The 17,159-nt window shown below is 53.3% G+C and carries 18 protein-coding genes; 8 read left to right on the top strand and 10 right to left on the bottom strand.

Going from position 1 to position 17,159, the window contains the following annotated elements; translation table 11 throughout:
* Positions 1-32 precede the first annotated feature (32 nt).
* The 3 genes from ACO2Q8_RS05375 to ACO2Q8_RS05385 form a co-directional block, all read right to left on the bottom strand.
* Positions 33-359 carry a PadR family transcriptional regulator gene (locus ACO2Q8_RS05375; protein WP_423343765.1) on the bottom strand — a complete coding sequence of 109 codons (327 nt, stop codon included), beginning with the start codon at positions 357-359 and terminating at the stop codon, positions 33-35.
* Between the two features lie 199 nt (positions 360-558).
* Complete coding sequence (locus tag ACO2Q8_RS05380; protein ID WP_423343766.1) at positions 559-1,920, bottom strand: Gfo/Idh/MocA family protein; 1,362 nt, start codon at positions 1,918-1,920, stop codon at positions 559-561.
* A gap of 164 nt (positions 1,921-2,084) precedes the next feature.
* Positions 2,085-2,672, bottom strand: a complete 588-nt coding sequence (locus ACO2Q8_RS05385) for a hypothetical protein (RefSeq protein WP_423343767.1) — start codon at positions 2,670-2,672, stop codon at positions 2,085-2,087.
* Between the two features lie 171 nt (positions 2,673-2,843).
* On the opposite strand from ACO2Q8_RS05385, the gene prfA reads away from it, so the two are divergent.
* Positions 2,844-3,917, top strand: coding sequence for a peptide chain release factor 1 (gene prfA, locus ACO2Q8_RS05390; RefSeq protein WP_423343768.1), 1,074 nt, complete (start codon positions 2,844-2,846; stop codon positions 3,915-3,917).
* An 81-nt stretch (positions 3,918-3,998) separates the two neighbouring features.
* Here prfA and uvrB read toward each other — a convergent pair whose 3' ends face one another.
* Positions 3,999-6,026, bottom strand: a complete 2,028-nt coding sequence (gene uvrB, locus ACO2Q8_RS05395; RefSeq protein ID WP_423343769.1) for an excinuclease ABC subunit UvrB — start codon at positions 6,024-6,026, stop codon at positions 3,999-4,001.
* Positions 6,027-6,136: 110 nt separating this feature from the next.
* On the opposite strand from uvrB, the gene ACO2Q8_RS05400 reads away from it, so the two are divergent.
* The gene (locus ACO2Q8_RS05400) at positions 6,137-6,553 is read left to right on the top strand and encodes a hypothetical protein (RefSeq protein WP_423343770.1); all 417 of its coding nucleotides are present in this window, start codon (positions 6,137-6,139) and stop codon (positions 6,551-6,553) included.
* A 300-nt stretch (positions 6,554-6,853) separates the two neighbouring features.
* Positions 6,854-7,108, top strand: coding sequence for a hypothetical protein (locus tag ACO2Q8_RS05405; RefSeq protein ID WP_423343771.1), 255 nt, complete (start codon positions 6,854-6,856; stop codon positions 7,106-7,108).
* A gap of 108 nt (positions 7,109-7,216) precedes the next feature.
* Here ACO2Q8_RS05405 and ACO2Q8_RS05410 read toward each other — a convergent pair whose 3' ends face one another.
* Positions 7,217-8,680: a M61 family metallopeptidase gene (locus tag ACO2Q8_RS05410; RefSeq protein WP_423343772.1), complete on the bottom strand. Its 1,464-nt coding sequence runs from the start codon at positions 8,678-8,680 to the stop codon at positions 7,217-7,219.
* Positions 8,681-8,804: 124 nt separating this feature from the next.
* On the opposite strand from ACO2Q8_RS05410, the gene rpmH reads away from it, so the two are divergent.
* From rpmH to ACO2Q8_RS05435, 5 genes are all read left to right on the top strand, one after another.
* Positions 8,805-8,972, top strand: a complete 168-nt coding sequence (rpmH, locus tag ACO2Q8_RS05415; RefSeq protein WP_111628991.1) for a 50S ribosomal protein L34 — start codon at positions 8,805-8,807, stop codon at positions 8,970-8,972.
* An 84-nt stretch (positions 8,973-9,056) separates the two neighbouring features.
* Positions 9,057-9,452, top strand: a complete 396-nt coding sequence (gene rnpA, locus ACO2Q8_RS05420; RefSeq protein WP_423343773.1) for a ribonuclease P protein component — start codon at positions 9,057-9,059, stop codon at positions 9,450-9,452.
* 108 nt (positions 9,453-9,560) lie between these two features.
* Positions 9,561-11,219 (top strand): S41 family peptidase, encoded by a 1,659-nt coding sequence (locus tag ACO2Q8_RS05425; RefSeq protein ID WP_423343774.1) that lies wholly within the window; start codon positions 9,561-9,563, stop codon positions 11,217-11,219.
* Positions 11,220-11,309: 90 nt separating this feature from the next.
* Complete coding sequence (gene tsaB / locus ACO2Q8_RS05430) at positions 11,310-12,002, top strand: tRNA (adenosine(37)-N6)-threonylcarbamoyltransferase complex dimerization subunit type 1 TsaB (RefSeq protein WP_423343775.1); 693 nt, start codon at positions 11,310-11,312, stop codon at positions 12,000-12,002.
* A gap of 38 nt (positions 12,003-12,040) precedes the next feature.
* On the top strand, positions 12,041-12,553 hold the full coding sequence (locus tag ACO2Q8_RS05435) for a DUF2480 family protein (RefSeq protein ID WP_423343776.1): 513 nt from the start codon (positions 12,041-12,043) through the stop codon (positions 12,551-12,553).
* Positions 12,554-12,585: 32 nt separating this feature from the next.
* Here ACO2Q8_RS05435 and ACO2Q8_RS05440 read toward each other — a convergent pair whose 3' ends face one another.
* The 5 genes from ACO2Q8_RS05440 to ACO2Q8_RS05460 form a co-directional block, all read right to left on the bottom strand.
* Complete coding sequence (locus ACO2Q8_RS05440; protein ID WP_423343777.1) at positions 12,586-13,371, bottom strand: hypothetical protein; 786 nt, start codon at positions 13,369-13,371, stop codon at positions 12,586-12,588.
* A gap of 75 nt (positions 13,372-13,446) precedes the next feature.
* The gene (locus tag ACO2Q8_RS05445) at positions 13,447-14,037 is read right to left on the bottom strand and encodes a ribonuclease HII (protein ID WP_423343778.1); all 591 of its coding nucleotides are present in this window, start codon (positions 14,035-14,037) and stop codon (positions 13,447-13,449) included.
* A gap of 115 nt (positions 14,038-14,152) precedes the next feature.
* A complete protein-coding gene (locus ACO2Q8_RS05450) occupies positions 14,153-15,163 on the bottom strand; it encodes a VWA domain-containing protein (RefSeq protein ID WP_423343779.1) in 1,011 nt (336 codons plus the stop codon).
* Between the two features lie 10 nt (positions 15,164-15,173).
* Positions 15,174-16,199: a hypothetical protein gene (locus tag ACO2Q8_RS05455; protein ID WP_423343780.1), complete on the bottom strand. Its 1,026-nt coding sequence runs from the start codon at positions 16,197-16,199 to the stop codon at positions 15,174-15,176.
* 5 nt (positions 16,200-16,204) lie between these two features.
* Positions 16,205-17,071, bottom strand: a complete 867-nt coding sequence (locus ACO2Q8_RS05460) for a DUF58 domain-containing protein (protein WP_423343781.1) — start codon at positions 17,069-17,071, stop codon at positions 16,205-16,207.
* Positions 17,072-17,159: the final 88 nt, after the last annotated feature.

The raw sequence follows: 17,159 nt of genomic DNA on the forward strand, positions 1-17,159 counted from the left end.
CGATCGTTTCTACCTGAAAAGATAGTTATTCGTTAGGCCAGTCCGGTTTTCGGAATCAACGACCAGATGCGGTTACGGGTGGTATGAATCTCCTGCAAGGCCCGGGTGCCGCCCAGCGTTACCGTAAAAAACCGTTTCCGCCGACCCCCGCGTTCGGCCGTGGCCCCGCCCATTGTCGAGTTCAGATATCCTTTCTCTTCCAGCCGTTGCAGCGTCGCGTGAATGGCGCTCAGGCTGACCGTCCGCCCGGTTTGTCTTTCAATTTCCTCCAGAATAACGACCCCGTAGGCTTGCTCGTTGAGCATGGCCACCGTCAGCAAGACTAATTCTTCGAACTCACCCAAGTACGGACGATTCATATATGTTTAGGTTTTGCAAAACAAATATAAAAAAGAAGCCAGATAAAAGAAGCAAGACCCCAAGCCTCCGCCAAGACCCTACAAACAGGTCCGAAGGACTTGACTTTGTTAACCCCGGGTGCCGTGCGGGGCTGATGGAGCTATGCCTCCGGCGCACAACCCCGCAGGGGTTGTGCGCCGGATTATACTTGCTTTGTGATCACATCGCCCAGCCCTGGCGGTAGTCGCGTTTCAGGTACGGGTTCAGTTCGGGTGCGTTCGTGAATTGCATGGTGTTGGTATCCCAATTCAGCTTGGTGCCCTGTTTGTAGAGGGCCACGATGCCCAGCAACATGGTTTCGCACAGCGGCCCGGCGTATTCGAACGGCGAAACCGTCTTGCCGTTGCCTTTGCAGGCTTCGGCCCAGTTGCGCTCGTGGCTCATGCCGACGCGCGGGATGGTCTGCGCCGGTTTTTTGTACGAATCCATCCGTTCCTGCGGCAACAGACGCGGTTTTGATCCGTAGGTTTCGTGGAAAAGTTTGCCTTTGGTCCCGATGTACAGCACCCCGCCCCCTTTCGGCACGGGCGCGTCGCCGAACTCCAGGGGTTTAGGCGGCAGAATTCCCCCATCGTACCAGGTCATGACGAGCGGATGCTTTTTGTCTTTGGTTTCAAACTCATACGTCACCATCGACGCAACCGGGTAGCTTTGCTTGTTGAACGGTGTTGAAGAGGCTTCGACGCTGATGGGTGGTTTGAGACCCAGCGCCCAGTACGGGTGATCGACCAGGTGAGCGCCCATGTCGCCCAGGGCACCCGCGCCGTAGTCGACCCAGCCGCGCCATTTAAACGGGGTGTAGGCCGGGTTGTAAGGCCGGAGCGGAGCCGGTCCCAGAAACAGCTCCCAATCCAGCGTCGAGGGCACATCGACGGCTTCCTTGGGTACCTCCATACCCTGTGGCCAGATGGGGCGGTTGGTCCAAACGTGCACTTCCTGCACTTTCCCGATGGCGCCGTCGGCAATCCACTCGTTGATCAGCCGGGCATCGTCGTTGGAGTGGCCCTGGTTTCCCATCTGCGTCACGACTTTCGGGTATTCTTTCGCCAGCCGGGCCAGTTCGCGGGATTCCCAAACGGTGACAGTCAGCGGTTTTTGAACGTAAACGTGCTTGCCGAGCCGCATGGCCGCCGACGCAATCACGCCGTGCAAGTGGTCGGGCGTGGCAACGATAATGCCGTCGATGTCTTTCTGTTCCAGCATTTTGCGGTAATCCTTATACCGCTTGGCGTTCGGGTATTTTTCAAAAACCGGGGCCGCGTATTTTTCATCCACGTCGCAGAGGGCGACGATGTTTTCGGTGGGAGCCAGGGCGTTGAGGTTGCTTTTTCCCATGCCGCCGATGCCGACGCCCGCGACGTTCAGCTTGTCCGACGGAGCGATAAATCTCGACCCGTCAGACCGTTTGCCGCCCAACACATGGCGAGGCAGAATCGTAACACCCGCCAAGGCCAGCGACGACGCTTTGACAAAACCGCGTCGGCTAAGGGGCTGATCTTCTTTTTTGTCTGGAGTATTCATGTGAAAATCGTACGTTAGGTAAGGGATAGACTCAATGGCCTTAAAGCTACAAAATTTAGTACTATCCCATCCTACTTTTGTACTATCTAGTCGAATAATTTAACGGACAGGTAGTCCGTGCTAGTGAGGCATCAGCAACTAGCCTGGAAAGAAAGGGAGCGACCTTATTTCAACTTCTTCGGATCGATCCGCCGGATGACTTCCCGCTTGTTGAAAACCACCCGCCAGACAGCAAAGGGCAGCGTTGCCTGGTCGGCGCAGGTTTTACAGATCAGGTCGTTGGGGTCGACGGGAGCGTTGTAGACAAAAAGCGTGTCGTTAATTTTCTGAATGTTGGTGATTTGCTCCAGCTTGTTCTGGGCGTTGTACTGATAAGCCGCCAGCAACTCGCGCTCTTTCGGATGCAAAGCAGGGTTTGCCGTATCTTTTTCGGTGAGCAGCCCGATGGTGATGGCGTATTGTTTTTCCAGCTTTTGAATAACGGGTATGTCGTTCAGCGTACAAAGGGACTTATTACCGGTATTTTTGGTCAGGGCGCTGGTTAATGCCTTTCCGGAGTTCTGCACGAGGACTTTGCCCCAGTCATCCACAGTCGATACTAACTGCGCGTTGGTGATGCGTTTAATTTTGCGGTCGTTTAGCTCCTGCACAAACGCTTTGGTATTTTCGTTTCGGTCGGGCGCGCAGGAAGAAACCAGAGCGAAAACGGAGAAAAAAACTAACAGGCTAGTGTATGAAAGGAGACGATTCATGGTCAGGAACTTAGTCGGTTGAATTCTTGTCATCTGGTTGGATAACCGTTAGGATGGCGGTTTCGTTGACAAAGGTACGACGGAACCGTGGACTGGCCGAATTTTCGTACCTTTGTGTCCACTACGCACGGATCAGTCGTTTGCCCGTTGTCCCGAATCTATTTTTGACCCATGATTGACCAGTTAGAAGCCATAAAGGAACGGTTTGAGGAAGTGTCTCAGCAGATTATGATGCCGGAAATCGTTTCGGATCAGAAGAAATTCACGAAGCTGAGCAAGGAATACAAAGACCTCGACAAGATCGTTAAGCAGTACCAGCAGTACAAAAAACTGGTGCAGGACATCGACGGTGCCAAGGAACTGCTGGCGACCGAGCGCGACGAAGACCTGCGCGAACTCGCCAAAGCCGAATTGGATGATTTAGTGCCGCAGCGGGAGCCAATGGAAGAGGTTTTGAAAGAAATGCTCATTCCGAAAGACCCGAACGACAGCAAGAACGTCATCCTGGAAATCCGGGCCGGCACCGGGGGCGACGAAGCCTCCATCTTTGCCGGTGATCTTTTCCGGATGTACCAGCGCCTGTGCGACCGGATGGGCTGGCGGATGTCGCTGATGGACTACACGGAAGGCACCTCGGGCGGTTACAAAGAAATTATCTGCCAGGTCGAAGGGGAGGATGTCTACGGCAAACTCAAATTCGAGTCGGGCGTTCACCGGGTACAGCGCGTTCCGGCCACCGAATCGCAGGGACGCATTCACACTTCGGCCGCCAGCGTGGCCGTGTTGCCCGAAGCCGAAGAGGTCGACGTGGAGATTAACATGAACGACGTTCGCAAAGACACGTTCTGTTCATCCGGCGCGGGCGGGCAGTCGGTTAACACCACGTATTCGGCGGTGCGGCTGACGCACATCCCTTCGGGCCTGGTCGTGCAATGCCAGGACGAGCGTTCGCAGTTGAAAAACTTCGACAAGGCGCTGACGGTTTTGCGTTCGCGCCTGTATGAGATTGAATTACAGAAGCACAATGATGCCATTTCGTCGCAACGGAAGTCGATGGTCGGCAGTGGTGACCGTTCCGACAAAATCCGGACCTATAATTACCCCCAAAGCCGCGTCACCGACCACCGCATCGGCTTGACCGTCTACAACCTGCCGACGGTGATGGATGGCAACATCGACGATTTTATCGATCAACTTCGAATCGCCGAAAACACCGAGCGGATGAAAGAAGCCGCCGTCGCCTAACGTACCCACGGACTTTAGTCCGTGAGTTTTAGCTACCCCATTGAGTAACTAGCAACTCACGGACTAAAGTCCGTGGGTACGTTACACCGCTGCAGTTTTTAGGCGATCGCGCAGCTGGAAGAGCTCATCGCGTAGCCGGGCCGCTTCGAGGAAATCAAGCTCCTTGGCGGCTTTTTCCATTTTGGCCTGCGTTTCCTTGATCACCTGCTCCAGATCATTTTTGCCCATGTACTGCACGACCGGATCGGCAGCAATCCGGAATTCGTCGGGTTCGATGTAGTATTGCTTGGCGACCGGACGCGAATCGGCCACTTTGGTTTGCTCCATGATCGCTTCGCGGGATTTCAACACCGTCGTCGGTGTGATACCGTGTTCGAGGTTGTAGGCCATCTGAATTTCCCGACGCCGGTTCGTCTCACTGATCGCTTTTTCCATCGAACCGGTGATGCGGTCGGCATACATCAGCACCTTGCCGTTGGCATTCCGGGCAGCCCGGCCGATGGTCTGAATCAGCGAGCGGATGTCGCGAAGGAACCCTTCCTTATCGGCATCCATGATGGCTACCAGCGACACTTCGGGCAAATCGAGTCCTTCGCGCAGCAGGTTGACACCCACCAGCACGTCGAACACGCCCAGCCGCAATTCCCGCAAAATTTCAACCCGGTCGAGGGCTTTCACTTCGGAGTGAATGTAGCGGCCTTTAATGCCGACCCGCTCCAGGTATTTACTGAGTTCTTCGGCCATCCGCTTGGTCAGCGTGGTGACCAATACCCGCTCCCCGCGTTTGACGCGGCTGTCGATTTCTTCCAGCAAGTCATCGATCTGGTTTAGACTCGGCCGCACCTGGATTTCCGGATCGAGCAGACCCGTCGGGCGGATCAACTGCTCGACCACCACGCCTTCGCTCCGGCGCAGTTCGTAATCGGCGGGCGTCGCGCTGACGTAAATCGTTTGCGACGTTAATTCTTCAAATTCTTGAAAGGTCAGCGGGCGGTTGTCGAGCGCCGACGGCAACCGAAAACCGTAATCCACCAGGGCTTCCTTGCGCGAGCGGTCACCACCCCACATGGCTCGGATCTGGGGCATCGTTACGTGGCTTTCGTCGACCACCGTCAGGAAATCGTCCGGGAAATAATCGAGCAAACAGAACGGCCGTTGCCCTGGCATCCGGCGGTCGAAATACCGCGAATAGTTTTCGATACCGGAACAATAGCCCAGTTCGCGCATCATTTCGATGTCGAACTCGGTGCGCTCCTTGATCCGCTCGGCTTCCAGATGGCGGAATTCCGACTCAAAATACCGGATTTGGGCCACCAGGTCGTTCTGAATTTCGCCAATCGCCATGTTCAGCGTATCGCGCCCCGTCACGAAGAGGTTGGCCGGGAAGATGGCGATCATCCGGTCGTCGGCGAGTTTCTTGCCCGACGCCGGATCAATGCGTTGAATGGCTTCAATTTCGTCACCGAAGAAAATGACGCGGTACGCAAAGTCGGCGTAACCCGGAAAAATATCGACGGTATCGCCTTTGACGCGGAACGTACCGCGCGTAAATTCCACTTCCGTCCGGCTGTAGAGGATTTCGACCAGCTTGAACAGAAACTGATTGCGGCTCATGGTTTCGCCCACGCCCAGCCGGATGATGCTTTTCTGGTATTCCTGGGGGTTCCCGGCACCGTAAATGCACGAAACCGACGCAATCACGACAATATCCCGCCGACCGCTCATCAGGGCCGACACCGCAGCCAGCCGCAGTTTGTCGATTTCCTCGTTGATGGCGAGGTCTTTTTCGATGTACGTGTTCGTCGTCGCAATGAATGCTTCGGGCTGGTAATAATCGTAATACGAGATGAAATAATGAACGGCGTTGTCGGGAAAGAACTGCTTGAACTCGCCGTAGAGTTGGGCTGCCAGCGTTTTGTTATGGCTCAAGACGAGCGTCGGGCGGTTGAGCTGCGCGATGACATTGGCGACGGTGTAGGTTTTTCCGGAACCGGTTACCCCTAAAAGTACCTGTGCGGGTTCACCTTCCCGAATGCCTTTGACCAGCTTTTCAATGGCCACAGGCTGGTCGCCCGTCGGTTTAAATTCTGACGTTAATTTGAAGTTCATTAGCTGCGTTTTGAATCTGGCTAATTTACAAATAAACAGGCAGGATGCCAAGACAGTTTTGGAAAGAAAGCGATACCTTGCATTGGATTAACTACTCAGCACGGAAGACAATGAACAGTAATCAGATCATTTACATGGGAGTTAATGCACCACGCATTCATCAGGCTATCATCGGTCGGTTGATTTATTGGTTAACCGATTTATACATCAAAAACCAAACCGAGCTGATGCCTTATCCCGAAACCATGATTGACGAAAGTGAAACCAGCCCGGTACCGGATGTGATGCTCGTCAACCATGATACCGACCTAACGGAGGTAATCATTGAAGTCACGCACACGCAGGGTGTGCCGAAAGATATGGAAAAACTCAAAAACCTGATGCAAGTATATCGGGTCAATGAGGGCTTTGTCTATGATTACAAACAAAAGCGATGGTATAAGTTTCGGCTTGGAGGACCGGAATCGGGTGAACTCTCGTCGTTTTGTGATGCGAATGGGCAAGATCTGTCGGCCTTTGTTCCCTAAACAATACCGGAATAAGAGTTGCTACAACGTCAGATAACGGACGGAATGGTAAGCGACTAGACGGCAAACCGTCGCATCGGCTAACCAGTAATCTCCTAACGACCAGGGCTGGAAGCCCTGGTCGTTTTTTGTTGATCGCTTCAGCCGATTAGCGCTAGGCACAGGAACAGCGGTGGCCGGCTGGACAGCCGCCTTGGGCGCGGGGTCCATGGGAGGAAGCAGAACAGGATGTTCCGTCATTTTCCTGAACAACTCGGACCTGCATCAGTTATTCAGGCATTACGCAACGTTCCTAAAAACATGAAAAACAACCTGAAAATTGGCAACCGGAGTCTGACCGTTGGACTCGGTATTGTGCTGACGGCTTTCTGTTTAAGCTGCGGCTCGAAAACGGAAAGCAACCAAACCAATGGGGATTCTGCTGAAGCGGCTGCTGATACAAGCATCATGGGTATCCAGGGCGATACCACCACCAATACGCTGGATGCTCCGCAATCGGCCCAGGGAGATACGGGCCAGACATTGCCCGAAATGCGGGCTAAAGTAAAACAATAAGTGACTGCCCCTGACAGCGGCCAACGGCCCTGTCAGCGGGCGATTTTTAACGCGGATTAGCCGGATAATCAAAACTTGTTTAACCGCTGACAGGGCCGTTGGCCGCTGTCAGGGTTGAGCGCCCAGCCACCGCAACCGGTTTTCGATTCCGGTGGCGTCGTCGAGCTGCGTGAGCAAAACCGCCGGGGCGCTGACCAGATCGGTGCTGTCATACTCCAGTTGCAGGCCCACAAAGGCCAGGTACTCATTCAGCAGCGGCTCGAGGGGTTCGTTGCCGAAAATGCAGCGGTCGTAGTACCAGTCGAGCGGCTCACCGGTCACTTCTTCCGTTACAGTTCGGTAATCGTCCAGCGTATAGCCGACAAACGGTTTTCCAAACCGCTCCCACATCAGCCGCATCACGTCGTCGAGCGAACGGGCGTGGTTCCAGGTTCGGCGGATGTGCAAATCCAGAATCAGTGCCACGGTTGCTCCTTTGTAATACACAGAAACCTTGCGGTTCGGCACCCCTTTGTCGTAGCCATCGAGCCACAAATCCCAGGACGATTCGGTCAGCGACTGAAACGACCGCCCGCTGGGCTCAAAATGCCGTTTGAGCAATACCTGAAGCTCCTTGAAATAGGCCGCATCGCTGAAAACCCCCGACCGCCGAAGCATCAGGTCGCCGTAGTAGGTCGTGACGCCCTCGGCCACAAAGCAGGTCGTGAAATAGTTCTCCTTCGTAAAATCGTACGGCAATAGTTCCATCGGACGGATGCGAATCACATTCCAGGCGTGAAACAATTCGTGCGACGACACGCCCAGCAAATCCGTGTACAAGCCTTCGCCCTCGTCGTTCGGGCCAAGCACGAGCATGGTGGAGTTACGGTGTTCGACGCCGTGGTAAACCGCCGTCGGCAGAATCAGGGTCAAAAAATGATAGACTTTTTCCGGGAATTTGCCGAACAACTGCACCTGCGCTTCCGAAAATCGCCCGAAATCGTGCCGAATACGCTCCCAATCCGGTTTTAAATTGCCGTGAATCCAAACATGAAAAACCGTCTCGCCGACTTCGTAATGCGTGTGCTGCAAGTCTGGCGAAGCAATTAGCGGGCAATCGACTAATTCATAAAAGTCGATTGCCTGCAGCGTTTTGGGCGCTGATTCCGGTAAACCGCAGGCAATTTGCCAATCGTCCGGAATGGCCAGCTCGAGCGTGCAGGCTTCGTGCAGACGGTCGTCGGCGTACAGGCACAAATTGACCGGGTTGATGTACAAAAGCCAGTCGTCGGTGAAGCTGGTTCCGGCGTTGATAAGGTTGCTGTAGTAGGTGTAGCGGGCCACCAGCGCCGAAACGCCAGCGGTTTGAACCCGCCAGCGGTCTTTTGTTATTTTCTGAAATACCAGCGGTTTTCCGGCCGAATCAAAAATTTCAAACCGCTGAATGTTTTTGGCAAAGTTCTGGATCTCATACCGACCAGGTCGCCAGGCCGGGAGTTGTAACTCAACAAGAGGGGTGGAAAGATCCGTTAGATGAAACTCAACTTCAATAAGTCGGGACGAAGGCGTCGTTGACGAAATCCGGTAGTGCATACCTGCGAAGATAACCCCTTGTTGATGAAAACGCTAAATAAATGGGACAAACTTGCGCTGTTCCGAAACATTCCCTACCTTTGCAGACTCATTTGAAAAACAGGCATCCAAGCTATACTAAGTCATGAAAAGAACGTTTCAACCTTCGAACCGCAAACGCCGGAACAAACACGGTTTCCGCGAGCGTATGGCCTCCGCCAACGGCCGCCGGGTTCTGGCTGCTCGTCGCGCCAAAGGACGTCATAAACTGACGGTTTCGGACGAGAAAAAAGGCGATCGGTTTAAGATTTAACAGTTTATAGTTTAAGGTTTATAGTGTAGGGTTCAGTCAATCGAGCCAAACTATGAACTATAAATTTTAAACTATGAACTGGTCATGAAGCAAACGTTCACGAAATCCGAACGGCTTTGCAGTAAAAAAACCATCGGACAGTTATTTCAGAAAGGTAGTGCGACCACGCGGACGTTCTACCTTTTTCCATTTCGTCTTCTTTACACGGCCGATCCGGAGCGCACCGACCCCCTGCCTGCTATCCTGATTTCCGTTTCCCGCCGAAACTTCAAAAAAGCCGTCGACCGCAACCTCATTCGTCGGCGCATTCGGGAAGCCTACCGCCTGAATAAATCGTTATTATTCGGAACGCCCGACAAACCGAAGCAACCCCCGGCATATATTGTCTTTTTATATACCGCCCGCGAGAAAATTTCGTTTGAAGAGATAGAAAAAAGTATGAAATTAGCTTTAGCTCGTGTTACTGTTACACAGAGCTAATCAGAGATGATCAGAGTTAATCAGAGTTTTTCTCAGATAAACCCTGATCATCTCTGATTAATTCTGTGTAACAACTCTTTTTTTGTTTCGATACAACTCTTTAAAAATATGCGCAAACGTCTGACCGTCGCCCTGGGAGCGACCCTTTTGGCAGGAAGCCTTGGCTTTTACTCGTTCCGTCACGACGACCGGTTTTTTGAAATCGCCCGGAACCTGGACATTTACGCGACGCTGTTCAAAGAACTGAACCTCTACTACGTCGATGAACTGAACCCCAACCGGATGGTGAAAAACAGCATCGATGCCATGCTGAAATCGCTCGACCCGTATACGAACTTCTTCGCCGAGGACGAAATCGAGGATTACATGACGATGACCACCGGGCGTTACAACGGCATCGGCGCGTTAATCGGGTCACGGCAGGGGCGCAGCATCGTGATGATGATTTACGAAGGCACCCCGGCCGAAAAATCCGGGTTGCGAATTGGCGACGAAATCCTGAAAATCGACGGTGTCGACATCAAAACCCGCCGGGAGGCCGATTCGGATAAACTGCTCCGGGGCCAGACCAACACGGCCGTGAAGCTAACCGTCAAGCGGTTTGGTGCGAAAGATCCGATTGATTTAAATGTCATGCGCGACGTGGTGAAAATGACCAACGTGCCCTATTACGGCATGATTACGAACGAGGTGGGCTATATTGACCTGAAAGATTTTACGGGTACGGCTTCGCGTGAAGTACGCAATGCGTTTACCGAACTGAAGGGCAAAGGCATGAAAAAGCTGGTGCTCGACGTACGCGAAAATCCGGGCGGTTTGCTGAACATGGCCATCGATATTGCCAACATCTGGCTGCCGCGCGATTCCGAAATTGTGACCACGAAAGGCAAAGTAACCGAATGGAATAAAACCTATACGGCGCTGAATCCGCCCCTCGATCTGGAAATTCCGATCGTGGTGCTGACCAACAGCCGGAGTGCTTCGGCCGCCGAGATCGTTTCCGGCGTCATTCAGGATTACGACCGGGGCGTGTTGGTCGGCCAGTTGACCTACGGAAAAGGATTGGTACAAACTACCCGCGAACTCTCGTATAACACGAAGCTGAAAATCACGACGGCCAAATACTACATCCCGAGCGGGCGCTGCATTCAGGCTATCGACTATAGCCACCGCAACCCCGACGGCAGCGTGGGCAAAATTCCGGATTCGCTGAAAACCGCCTTTAAAACCAAGGCCGGCCGGCCGGTGTACGACGGGGGCGGGGTGACGCCGGATGTGCCGGTGGAAGCCGCTACGCCCGCGCCGATTGCGCTGAGCCTGACCAACAAAGGTTTAATTTTCGATTACGCGATCAAATACCGGCACGACCACCCGACGATCAAACCGGCCCGCGAATTCCGCCTGACCGATGCCGAATACCAGGATTTTGTGACGTGGTTGAAAGACAAGGAGTATGATTATACAACCCAGGTTGAAAAAGAGTTGGGGATGCTGGAAGCGTCGGCCAAGAAAGAAAAATCATTCAACCAGATTCAGGACCAGTTGAAAGCGCTGCGGACAAAACTGTCGCACAGCAAGGATGCCGATCTGGCGACGTTTAAAGGCGAATTGAAAACGCTGCTCGAACAGGAAATCGTCGGCCACTATTATCTGCAAAAAGGCATGAAAGAAGCCTCGTTTGCCACCGATCCCGAAATCAAAACCGCCCTCGACCTGTTCAACGACATGAACCGCTACCAGTCCATCCTGAAAGGAGTTAAGAATTAAGAGTTAAGAGTGAAGAGTTAAGAGTTGCGCTGCGACTAGTGAATGCGTCAGCCAACTCTTCACTCTTCACTCTTCACTCTTCACTCAATTATGTCTCTCATTCTCTCCCTGGATACTTCCACCACCGTTTGCTCCGTGGCGTTGCATCGCGATGGCGAATTGGTGGCTTGTTACGAGTTATTTACTGAAAAATCATCGTCGGGTTTGCTGACGACCCTGATTCAGCAGGCGGTGCAGCACGGCGGCCATCAGTTGGCGGAGCTGGATGCGATTGCCGTAGCGAAAGGTCCGGGCTCGTACACCGGTTTGCGGATTGGTGTATCAACGGCCAAAGGCTTGTGTTTTGCGCTCGATAAACCACTCCTGGCGCTCGATACGCTCGAAGCGATGACGGCGCAAATCCGCCCGTTTTACCCGATGCCCTACGCCCTCTGCCCCATGCTCGACGCCCGGCGGATGGAAGTCTATTGCGCCGTCTACAATACGGCGGGGCAGGTCATAATGCCGACGGCCGCCGAGATCGTTGATGAGCAGTCGTTTGCGGACTTGCTGGCCGAACGGCCCGTGGTCTTTTTTGGCAATGGCGCGACCAAGTGCCGGGCGGTACTGGCACACCAGCCGAATGCGGTTTTTCCGGCACAGGTCGTTCAGCCTTCGGCTAAAACCGTGGGTCAACTGGCGGCTGTGGCTTTTCAGGAAAACCGGTTTGAGGATGTGGTGAATTTTGAGCCGTATTACCTGAAAGATTTCGTGGGAACCAAGCCCAGGAAATTGGTTGTTTAGCGGGTAGTACCTACGGACTTTAGTCCGTGTGATTTATTATGGAAACTCAAGAAATTGTCAATCGGGTGGCCAAAAGTGGCCTGGTCACGCTGGATCTGGAAGATTACTACCACGCTGGTGAACGGGTTGTGTATGATTTGAAAGACAACCTGTTTATGGGTTTGATTCTGAAAGAAAAAGACTTCCGGGAGTTTCTGAAAGCCCACGATTGGAGCCAGTATGCTGGAAAAAACGTCGCCATCACCTGTTCGGAGGACGCCATCGTGCCGACCTGGGCGTATATGCTGCTGACGCTCTATTTGGAACCGCACGCCCACCTGATCGTGTTCGGCTCGCTTGAGGATCTGGAAGAAAAGCTTTATTTCGACGCCATTGCCCGCATCAACATAGAAGACTACCGCGACGCCCGCGTGGTGGTAAAAGGCTGCAGCAAGGTACCGGTTCCAACGGCGGCCTATGTTGAGGTGGCGCGCCGGTTGCGGCCCGTTGCCCAGAGCATCATGTTCGGCGAACCGTGCAGTACCGTGCCCCTCTACAAACGCCCTCGTTAAGTACCCACGGGCCGCCCGGCGGTCCGTGGGTACTACTGATTATACACAAACTCCTCTTTTCGTCCGTCAGGGTAGATCATCCGGATCGGATAGCCATCGGCCCGGTATTCGTAGCGGAAACGCTGTTCTTCTTCTTTGCCGGTCGTCGGATTCATCGACCGGATGCCGACGATGTTGTTCGAGCTTATAAACCAGCTAATCTCAGTATCGACCCGAACGGGTTTATAGGGATTGGGTGCGGTATCGTACTCATAAATAACTGAACTCCCCGAATCTTGAATCAGATTGCCCCGATTATCGTAGGTAAAAGTGGCTGACGAAGTCAGTTGATTGGTGGCATTGTAGATGTCTTTCCGGCTGATTCTTTTTTGGGTATCGTAGGTAAATCGGGTAGTCGATCTAAAATCACTTTTATCATTGATGATGAGGTAGTTTTTTCGCTCCCGGATGGTTGTATCTGCGTTATAAACCGCTTCACTGTAGGAATACATTTTTAGCGGCAGATCGGAAACGCGGGTCGATGACCAGGGCGGATTGGTGTAATACTGCTCAACCCGGAGCGTTGTCGGATTAAGCCAGCGAAAAACCAGTTTACTGTCCAGACTGCCGTTGGGTCGATTGCTGATGATTTCCTGAATACGGTTATTCTGGTCATAGACGTAGTGCATGGATTCAACGGTAGCGGGTTTGGTTGGGTCCGCATAATAATCGTGTCGAATCAGACGAATAGACTGGCCGCGAGACAGAATGGCGTCTTCATTCTTCCGATTGCAGGCCGTTACCAGAAGCAAAAGATACAGCAGGGAGATCTTTTTCATAATAGTCTCGGGATAAGGAAGCTACCAACAAGATTCCGCCAGACTGGAAAGCGTTGTAAACCGGTTTTGAAACTTTTACACCAGCCGAAAACTCCGCCGGTGCCAGCGGCACGGCCCGTGTTCCTGAATGGCCCGGCGGTGCAGCGATGTGGGGTAACCGACATTTTGCGCCCAGCCGTAGTGCGGAAACTCCAGCGACAACTTTTCCATCAACTCATCGCGGTAGGTTTTGGCCAGCACCGACGCGGCCGCAATGGACAGAAACTTGGTGTCGCCTTTCACGATGCAGGTGTGCGGTATCATCGGGTACGGCACAAACCGGTTGCCGTCCACGAGCAGATGATCCGGTTTTGGGCCGTCCGGTTGATGCATGATCGTATCCAATGCCCGGTGCATCGCCAGGAAGCTGGCTTTCAGAATGTTAATCCGGTCGATTTCCTCCGCCGACACCTCGGCCACGGCCCAGGCCAGGGCCTCGCGCTGCAATTCGGCCCGGAGTTGTTCGCGCTGAAACCGGGTCAGTTGCTTCGAGTCGTTCAGAATGGGGTGCGTGTAATCTTTGGGCAGAATAACCGCAGCCGCCACCACCGGCCCAGCCAAGCAGCCCCGTCCAACTTCGTCCAGCCCCGCTTCAATGGCGTTGATGTTGTAATAGGAATGTAGCATTGTTTTACCCCGACCCCTAAAGGAGAGTTTTAAAATTACAGGTTCGTGCTCCCCTTTAGGGGGTTGGGGGTGTTTAAACCTAAGAAATCAATGTCTTATGTCTCTTCTCCGTTTTTCAATCTTCCAATATATTGCCAAAAATCGTGCTTTTCAACAGCAATGTCAGCAGCAGGAACACGATGGCCCAGTACAGGTAAACCCGATAAAAATCTTTAATGTCCTTGTAGACAATGGTTTTGACGGGCGCTTTTTCCAGCCGGTCGATTTCGTTGAAAACCGCCTGCAACCGGGGAGCATCGCCCGCCCGGAAAAAACTGCCGCTGCCGATGTTGGCAATGGTCGTCAGGACGCCTTCGTCCATCGTGACCGTCGAGATCGTCGCCGGGACACTGGGCCGGGGCGGTTTTCCGATGGCAACGGTATAAATCCGGATGTTGAACGCTTTTGCCAGCCGGGCCACCGTCACCGGGTCGAGGTTACCCGCCGTGTTGTCGCCGTCGCTGAGCAGAATGGTTACCTTGCTTTTCACCGTCGATTCGCGCATCCGGTTGATACAAACCGCCAGAGCGCTGCCGATGGCCGTGCCGGAGGTTTTGATCATGCTGTCGTCTAGGTCGTTCAGATACCCGTTCAGCAGCTCGTGGTCGGTGGTCAATGGACACAGCGAGTAGGCTTCTCCGGCAAAAATCACCAGCCCGATGCGGTCGTTTCGGCGGCTTTTCACGAAGGCCCGGGCCACGCGCTTGGCAGCTTCCAGGCGGTTGGGTTTCAGGTCGGTTTCGGTCATCGACGACGAAATGTCGATCGCCAGCATCAGGTCGATGCCTTCGGCCACGCGTTCGGTTTCTTCCCGGATCAACTGCGGCCGGGCCAGCGCCATCAAAATAAGCGCCATGGCGATAAAAAGACTTACCGGCAACAAATACCGCAGACTCCCGACCAGCGTCGGCTGGAGTTCGGTACGATTCAGAGCCACACTTAGTCGTTGCCGTGACCGGCCCGACAGCAAGGCCCGGAGTCCGAATAAGAGCAGAATGGCCGGAATGGCATACAGATAAATCGGATGTGCCCAGGTAAACTGGCGAACCGTTGAGACGGTGAACCATTCGTATGAAAACCACTCCATTTGTTCTCGATCAAGTTGTGATGGCTTCTTCCGTTGCCTGAATTTGCACGCTCCGTCGGCGATAGGCGCGGTCAGCTACCTCGCTCAGAATGCGGAGCGATTGCTGGGTACGGTCGGAATACATACTCCCGTAAATGACCCCATCAATTTCTTTCAGCGCGTCGGCCAGTCGATCGTCCTGCACCAGTTCCACAATCTCGCGGGTTGTCAGCGAGGTAAACGGTTTTCGCTCCAGCCGTTCCATGTATTTTTTCCAGATAATCACGGCCCGTCCGGCATCGTCGTGGGCGGTTTCGGGGCCAATATCGCGCGTCAGCCGCTCGAAAGCCCGCTGAAAATTGAGGTATTGCCGGTAAAACTGGTATTGCCGGATACGGGTTCGGATGGTACGGCCAAAGAACAGAAACAGCAATCCGGTGAGTGCGCAAAAACCCATGACAATCACCATCAGCAACGGATAATTCATCTGCTGTTTCAGGGCAACCACCTGCGTGTGGGTCGAAAGCCGGAGCGTGTCGGGCCGTGACGTCTGAATCCGTTCGCGCAGCCGGACCGTATCCACGTTCGAACACACGACGGTGCAGTCGGTGGGCGTTCGCAGCAGCGTAATCGGTACTTGCAGCGTCTGGATTGGCCTGGTTTCGAACGAAATCAAGGTGTACACGGAACTGTCCAGACTACCTCTTGCATCGGTTTTTGTCGAAAAGATCGAAATATCCCGCACCAGAAACGGCACAAAATGCCGGGCCGTATCCGGAAACAGCACATCGACGCTGGCTCGGTGCCGAATGCTCAGCGCATACTGAAACGGTTTGCCGATCTCGATGGTATCGGTCAGGAAAATGCCTTTCGGCGTCTGGGCATTTAAAGAAGTTAAGAGTGAATAATGAATAATGAATAATAAATAGCGAATAATGAACCGTTGGCGGAACGAAATTAGATAGGAATGCGGCCGGGTCGTCGCACGATTGAACGGATCAAAACAGATTTTTTCCGTTCTAATCCGTTCAATCTGTTCAATCCGTGTTCCTATCATACCATTCATCGGGTTTTACGAATGCGGAACAGGTCAATGAGTTGCGGCACGTAATCCGCCTGCGAATCAAGCGCTACGTAATCGGCGTTATATTGTTTACAGAAGCGTTCCAACTGTTGTTTACTTTGCCGGAATGTCTGCTTGATGCCGTTCCGAAAACTTGGCGAAGAGGTATTGATCCAAACCGTTCGGCGGCTTTCGGTATCGTACACCGGAATGATGCCCAGCCGGGGCAGGTTAGTTTCCCGCTGGTCGTACATATGAATCACCACCAGATCGTGCTTGCGGGCGAGGGCTTTCAGGTTGTGTTCGTAGCCCGAATCGATGAAATCCGACACCAAAAATACCACACTCCGGCGTTTCAGCACGTTTAGCGTAAACAGCAGCGCATCGGCCAGGTTCGTGCGTACGGACTCCGGTTTTAGTTTGAACAAATTGACAATCAACTGATACCCGTGTTTCATGCTGTTCGACGGTTTCAGGTATTTTTCTTTCTGATCCGAAAAACAATACATCCCGACGTGGCTGGCTTCCTTGATGGCCGACAGCGCCAGCACCCCGCACACTTCGCGGGTCGTATCGAGTTTCGAACGGGTGGCCGTGCCAATTTCCTGCGACGCACTCACGTCGATCAGGAAAAAAACCGTCTGGTCTTTTTCTTCCCGGAAAATTTTGACGAACGTGCCGTGGCCTTTCGACGACACGTTCCAGTCGATAGCCCGCACGTCATCACCGTATTGGTACGTTCGCAAATCGCTGAATTCCAGTCCGGAACCTTTGAAAATAGACCGGAAACTGCCGCGCATCTGGGAATTGACGGCTTTCCGGATCCGAATTTCAAACTGATAAAGGCGGGCCAAAAACTCGTGCATCGTAAATTTTGCTCGTTCACACGACTAAAAACGGCTTTCTGACGAATCGCTGTCTCCGGGCGCGTGGTATTAAGAGTAGGATTCCCGA

It is taken from the genome of Larkinella sp. VNQ87 (assembly GCF_049445795.1).
Taxonomy (GTDB): Bacteria; Bacteroidota; Bacteroidia; order Cytophagales; family Spirosomataceae; genus Larkinella.

What these genes read in the sequence shown, in the direction of transcription:
- ACO2Q8_RS05375 (WP_423343765.1), bottom strand. Translation starts at nt 359, where the DNA reads ATGAATCGTCCGTACTTGGGTGAGTTCGAAGAATTAGTCTTGCTGACG.
- ACO2Q8_RS05380 (WP_423343766.1), bottom strand. Translation starts at nt 1,920, where the DNA reads ATGAATACTCCAGACAAAAAAGAAGATCAGCCCCTTAGCCGACGCGGT.
- ACO2Q8_RS05385 (WP_423343767.1), bottom strand. Translation starts at nt 2,672, where the DNA reads ATGAATCGTCTCCTTTCATACACTAGCCTGTTAGTTTTTTTCTCCGTT.
- prfA (WP_423343768.1), top strand. Translation starts at nt 2,844, where the DNA reads ATGATTGACCAGTTAGAAGCCATAAAGGAACGGTTTGAGGAAGTGTCT.
- uvrB (WP_423343769.1), bottom strand. Translation starts at nt 6,026, where the DNA reads ATGAACTTCAAATTAACGTCAGAATTTAAACCGACGGGCGACCAGCCT.
- ACO2Q8_RS05400 (WP_423343770.1), top strand. Translation starts at nt 6,137, where the DNA reads ATGAACAGTAATCAGATCATTTACATGGGAGTTAATGCACCACGCATT.
- ACO2Q8_RS05405 (WP_423343771.1), top strand. Translation starts at nt 6,854, where the DNA reads ATGAAAAACAACCTGAAAATTGGCAACCGGAGTCTGACCGTTGGACTC.
- ACO2Q8_RS05410 (WP_423343772.1), bottom strand. Translation starts at nt 8,680, where the DNA reads ATGCACTACCGGATTTCGTCAACGACGCCTTCGTCCCGACTTATTGAA.
- rpmH (WP_111628991.1), top strand. Translation starts at nt 8,805, where the DNA reads ATGAAAAGAACGTTTCAACCTTCGAACCGCAAACGCCGGAACAAACAC.
- rnpA (WP_423343773.1), top strand. Translation starts at nt 9,057, where the DNA reads ATGAAGCAAACGTTCACGAAATCCGAACGGCTTTGCAGTAAAAAAACC.
- ACO2Q8_RS05425 (WP_423343774.1), top strand. Translation starts at nt 9,561, where the DNA reads ATGCGCAAACGTCTGACCGTCGCCCTGGGAGCGACCCTTTTGGCAGGA.
- tsaB (WP_423343775.1), top strand. Translation starts at nt 11,310, where the DNA reads ATGTCTCTCATTCTCTCCCTGGATACTTCCACCACCGTTTGCTCCGTG.
- ACO2Q8_RS05435 (WP_423343776.1), top strand. Translation starts at nt 12,041, where the DNA reads ATGGAAACTCAAGAAATTGTCAATCGGGTGGCCAAAAGTGGCCTGGTC.
- ACO2Q8_RS05440 (WP_423343777.1), bottom strand. Translation starts at nt 13,371, where the DNA reads ATGAAAAAGATCTCCCTGCTGTATCTTTTGCTTCTGGTAACGGCCTGC.
- ACO2Q8_RS05445 (WP_423343778.1), bottom strand. Translation starts at nt 14,037, where the DNA reads ATGCTACATTCCTATTACAACATCAACGCCATTGAAGCGGGGCTGGAC.
- ACO2Q8_RS05450 (WP_423343779.1), bottom strand. Translation starts at nt 15,163, where the DNA reads ATGGAGTGGTTTTCATACGAATGGTTCACCGTCTCAACGGTTCGCCAG.
- ACO2Q8_RS05455 (WP_423343780.1), bottom strand. Translation starts at nt 16,199, where the DNA reads ATGATAGGAACACGGATTGAACAGATTGAACGGATTAGAACGGAAAAA.
- ACO2Q8_RS05460 (WP_423343781.1), bottom strand. Translation starts at nt 17,071, where the DNA reads ATGCACGAGTTTTTGGCCCGCCTTTATCAGTTTGAAATTCGGATCCGG.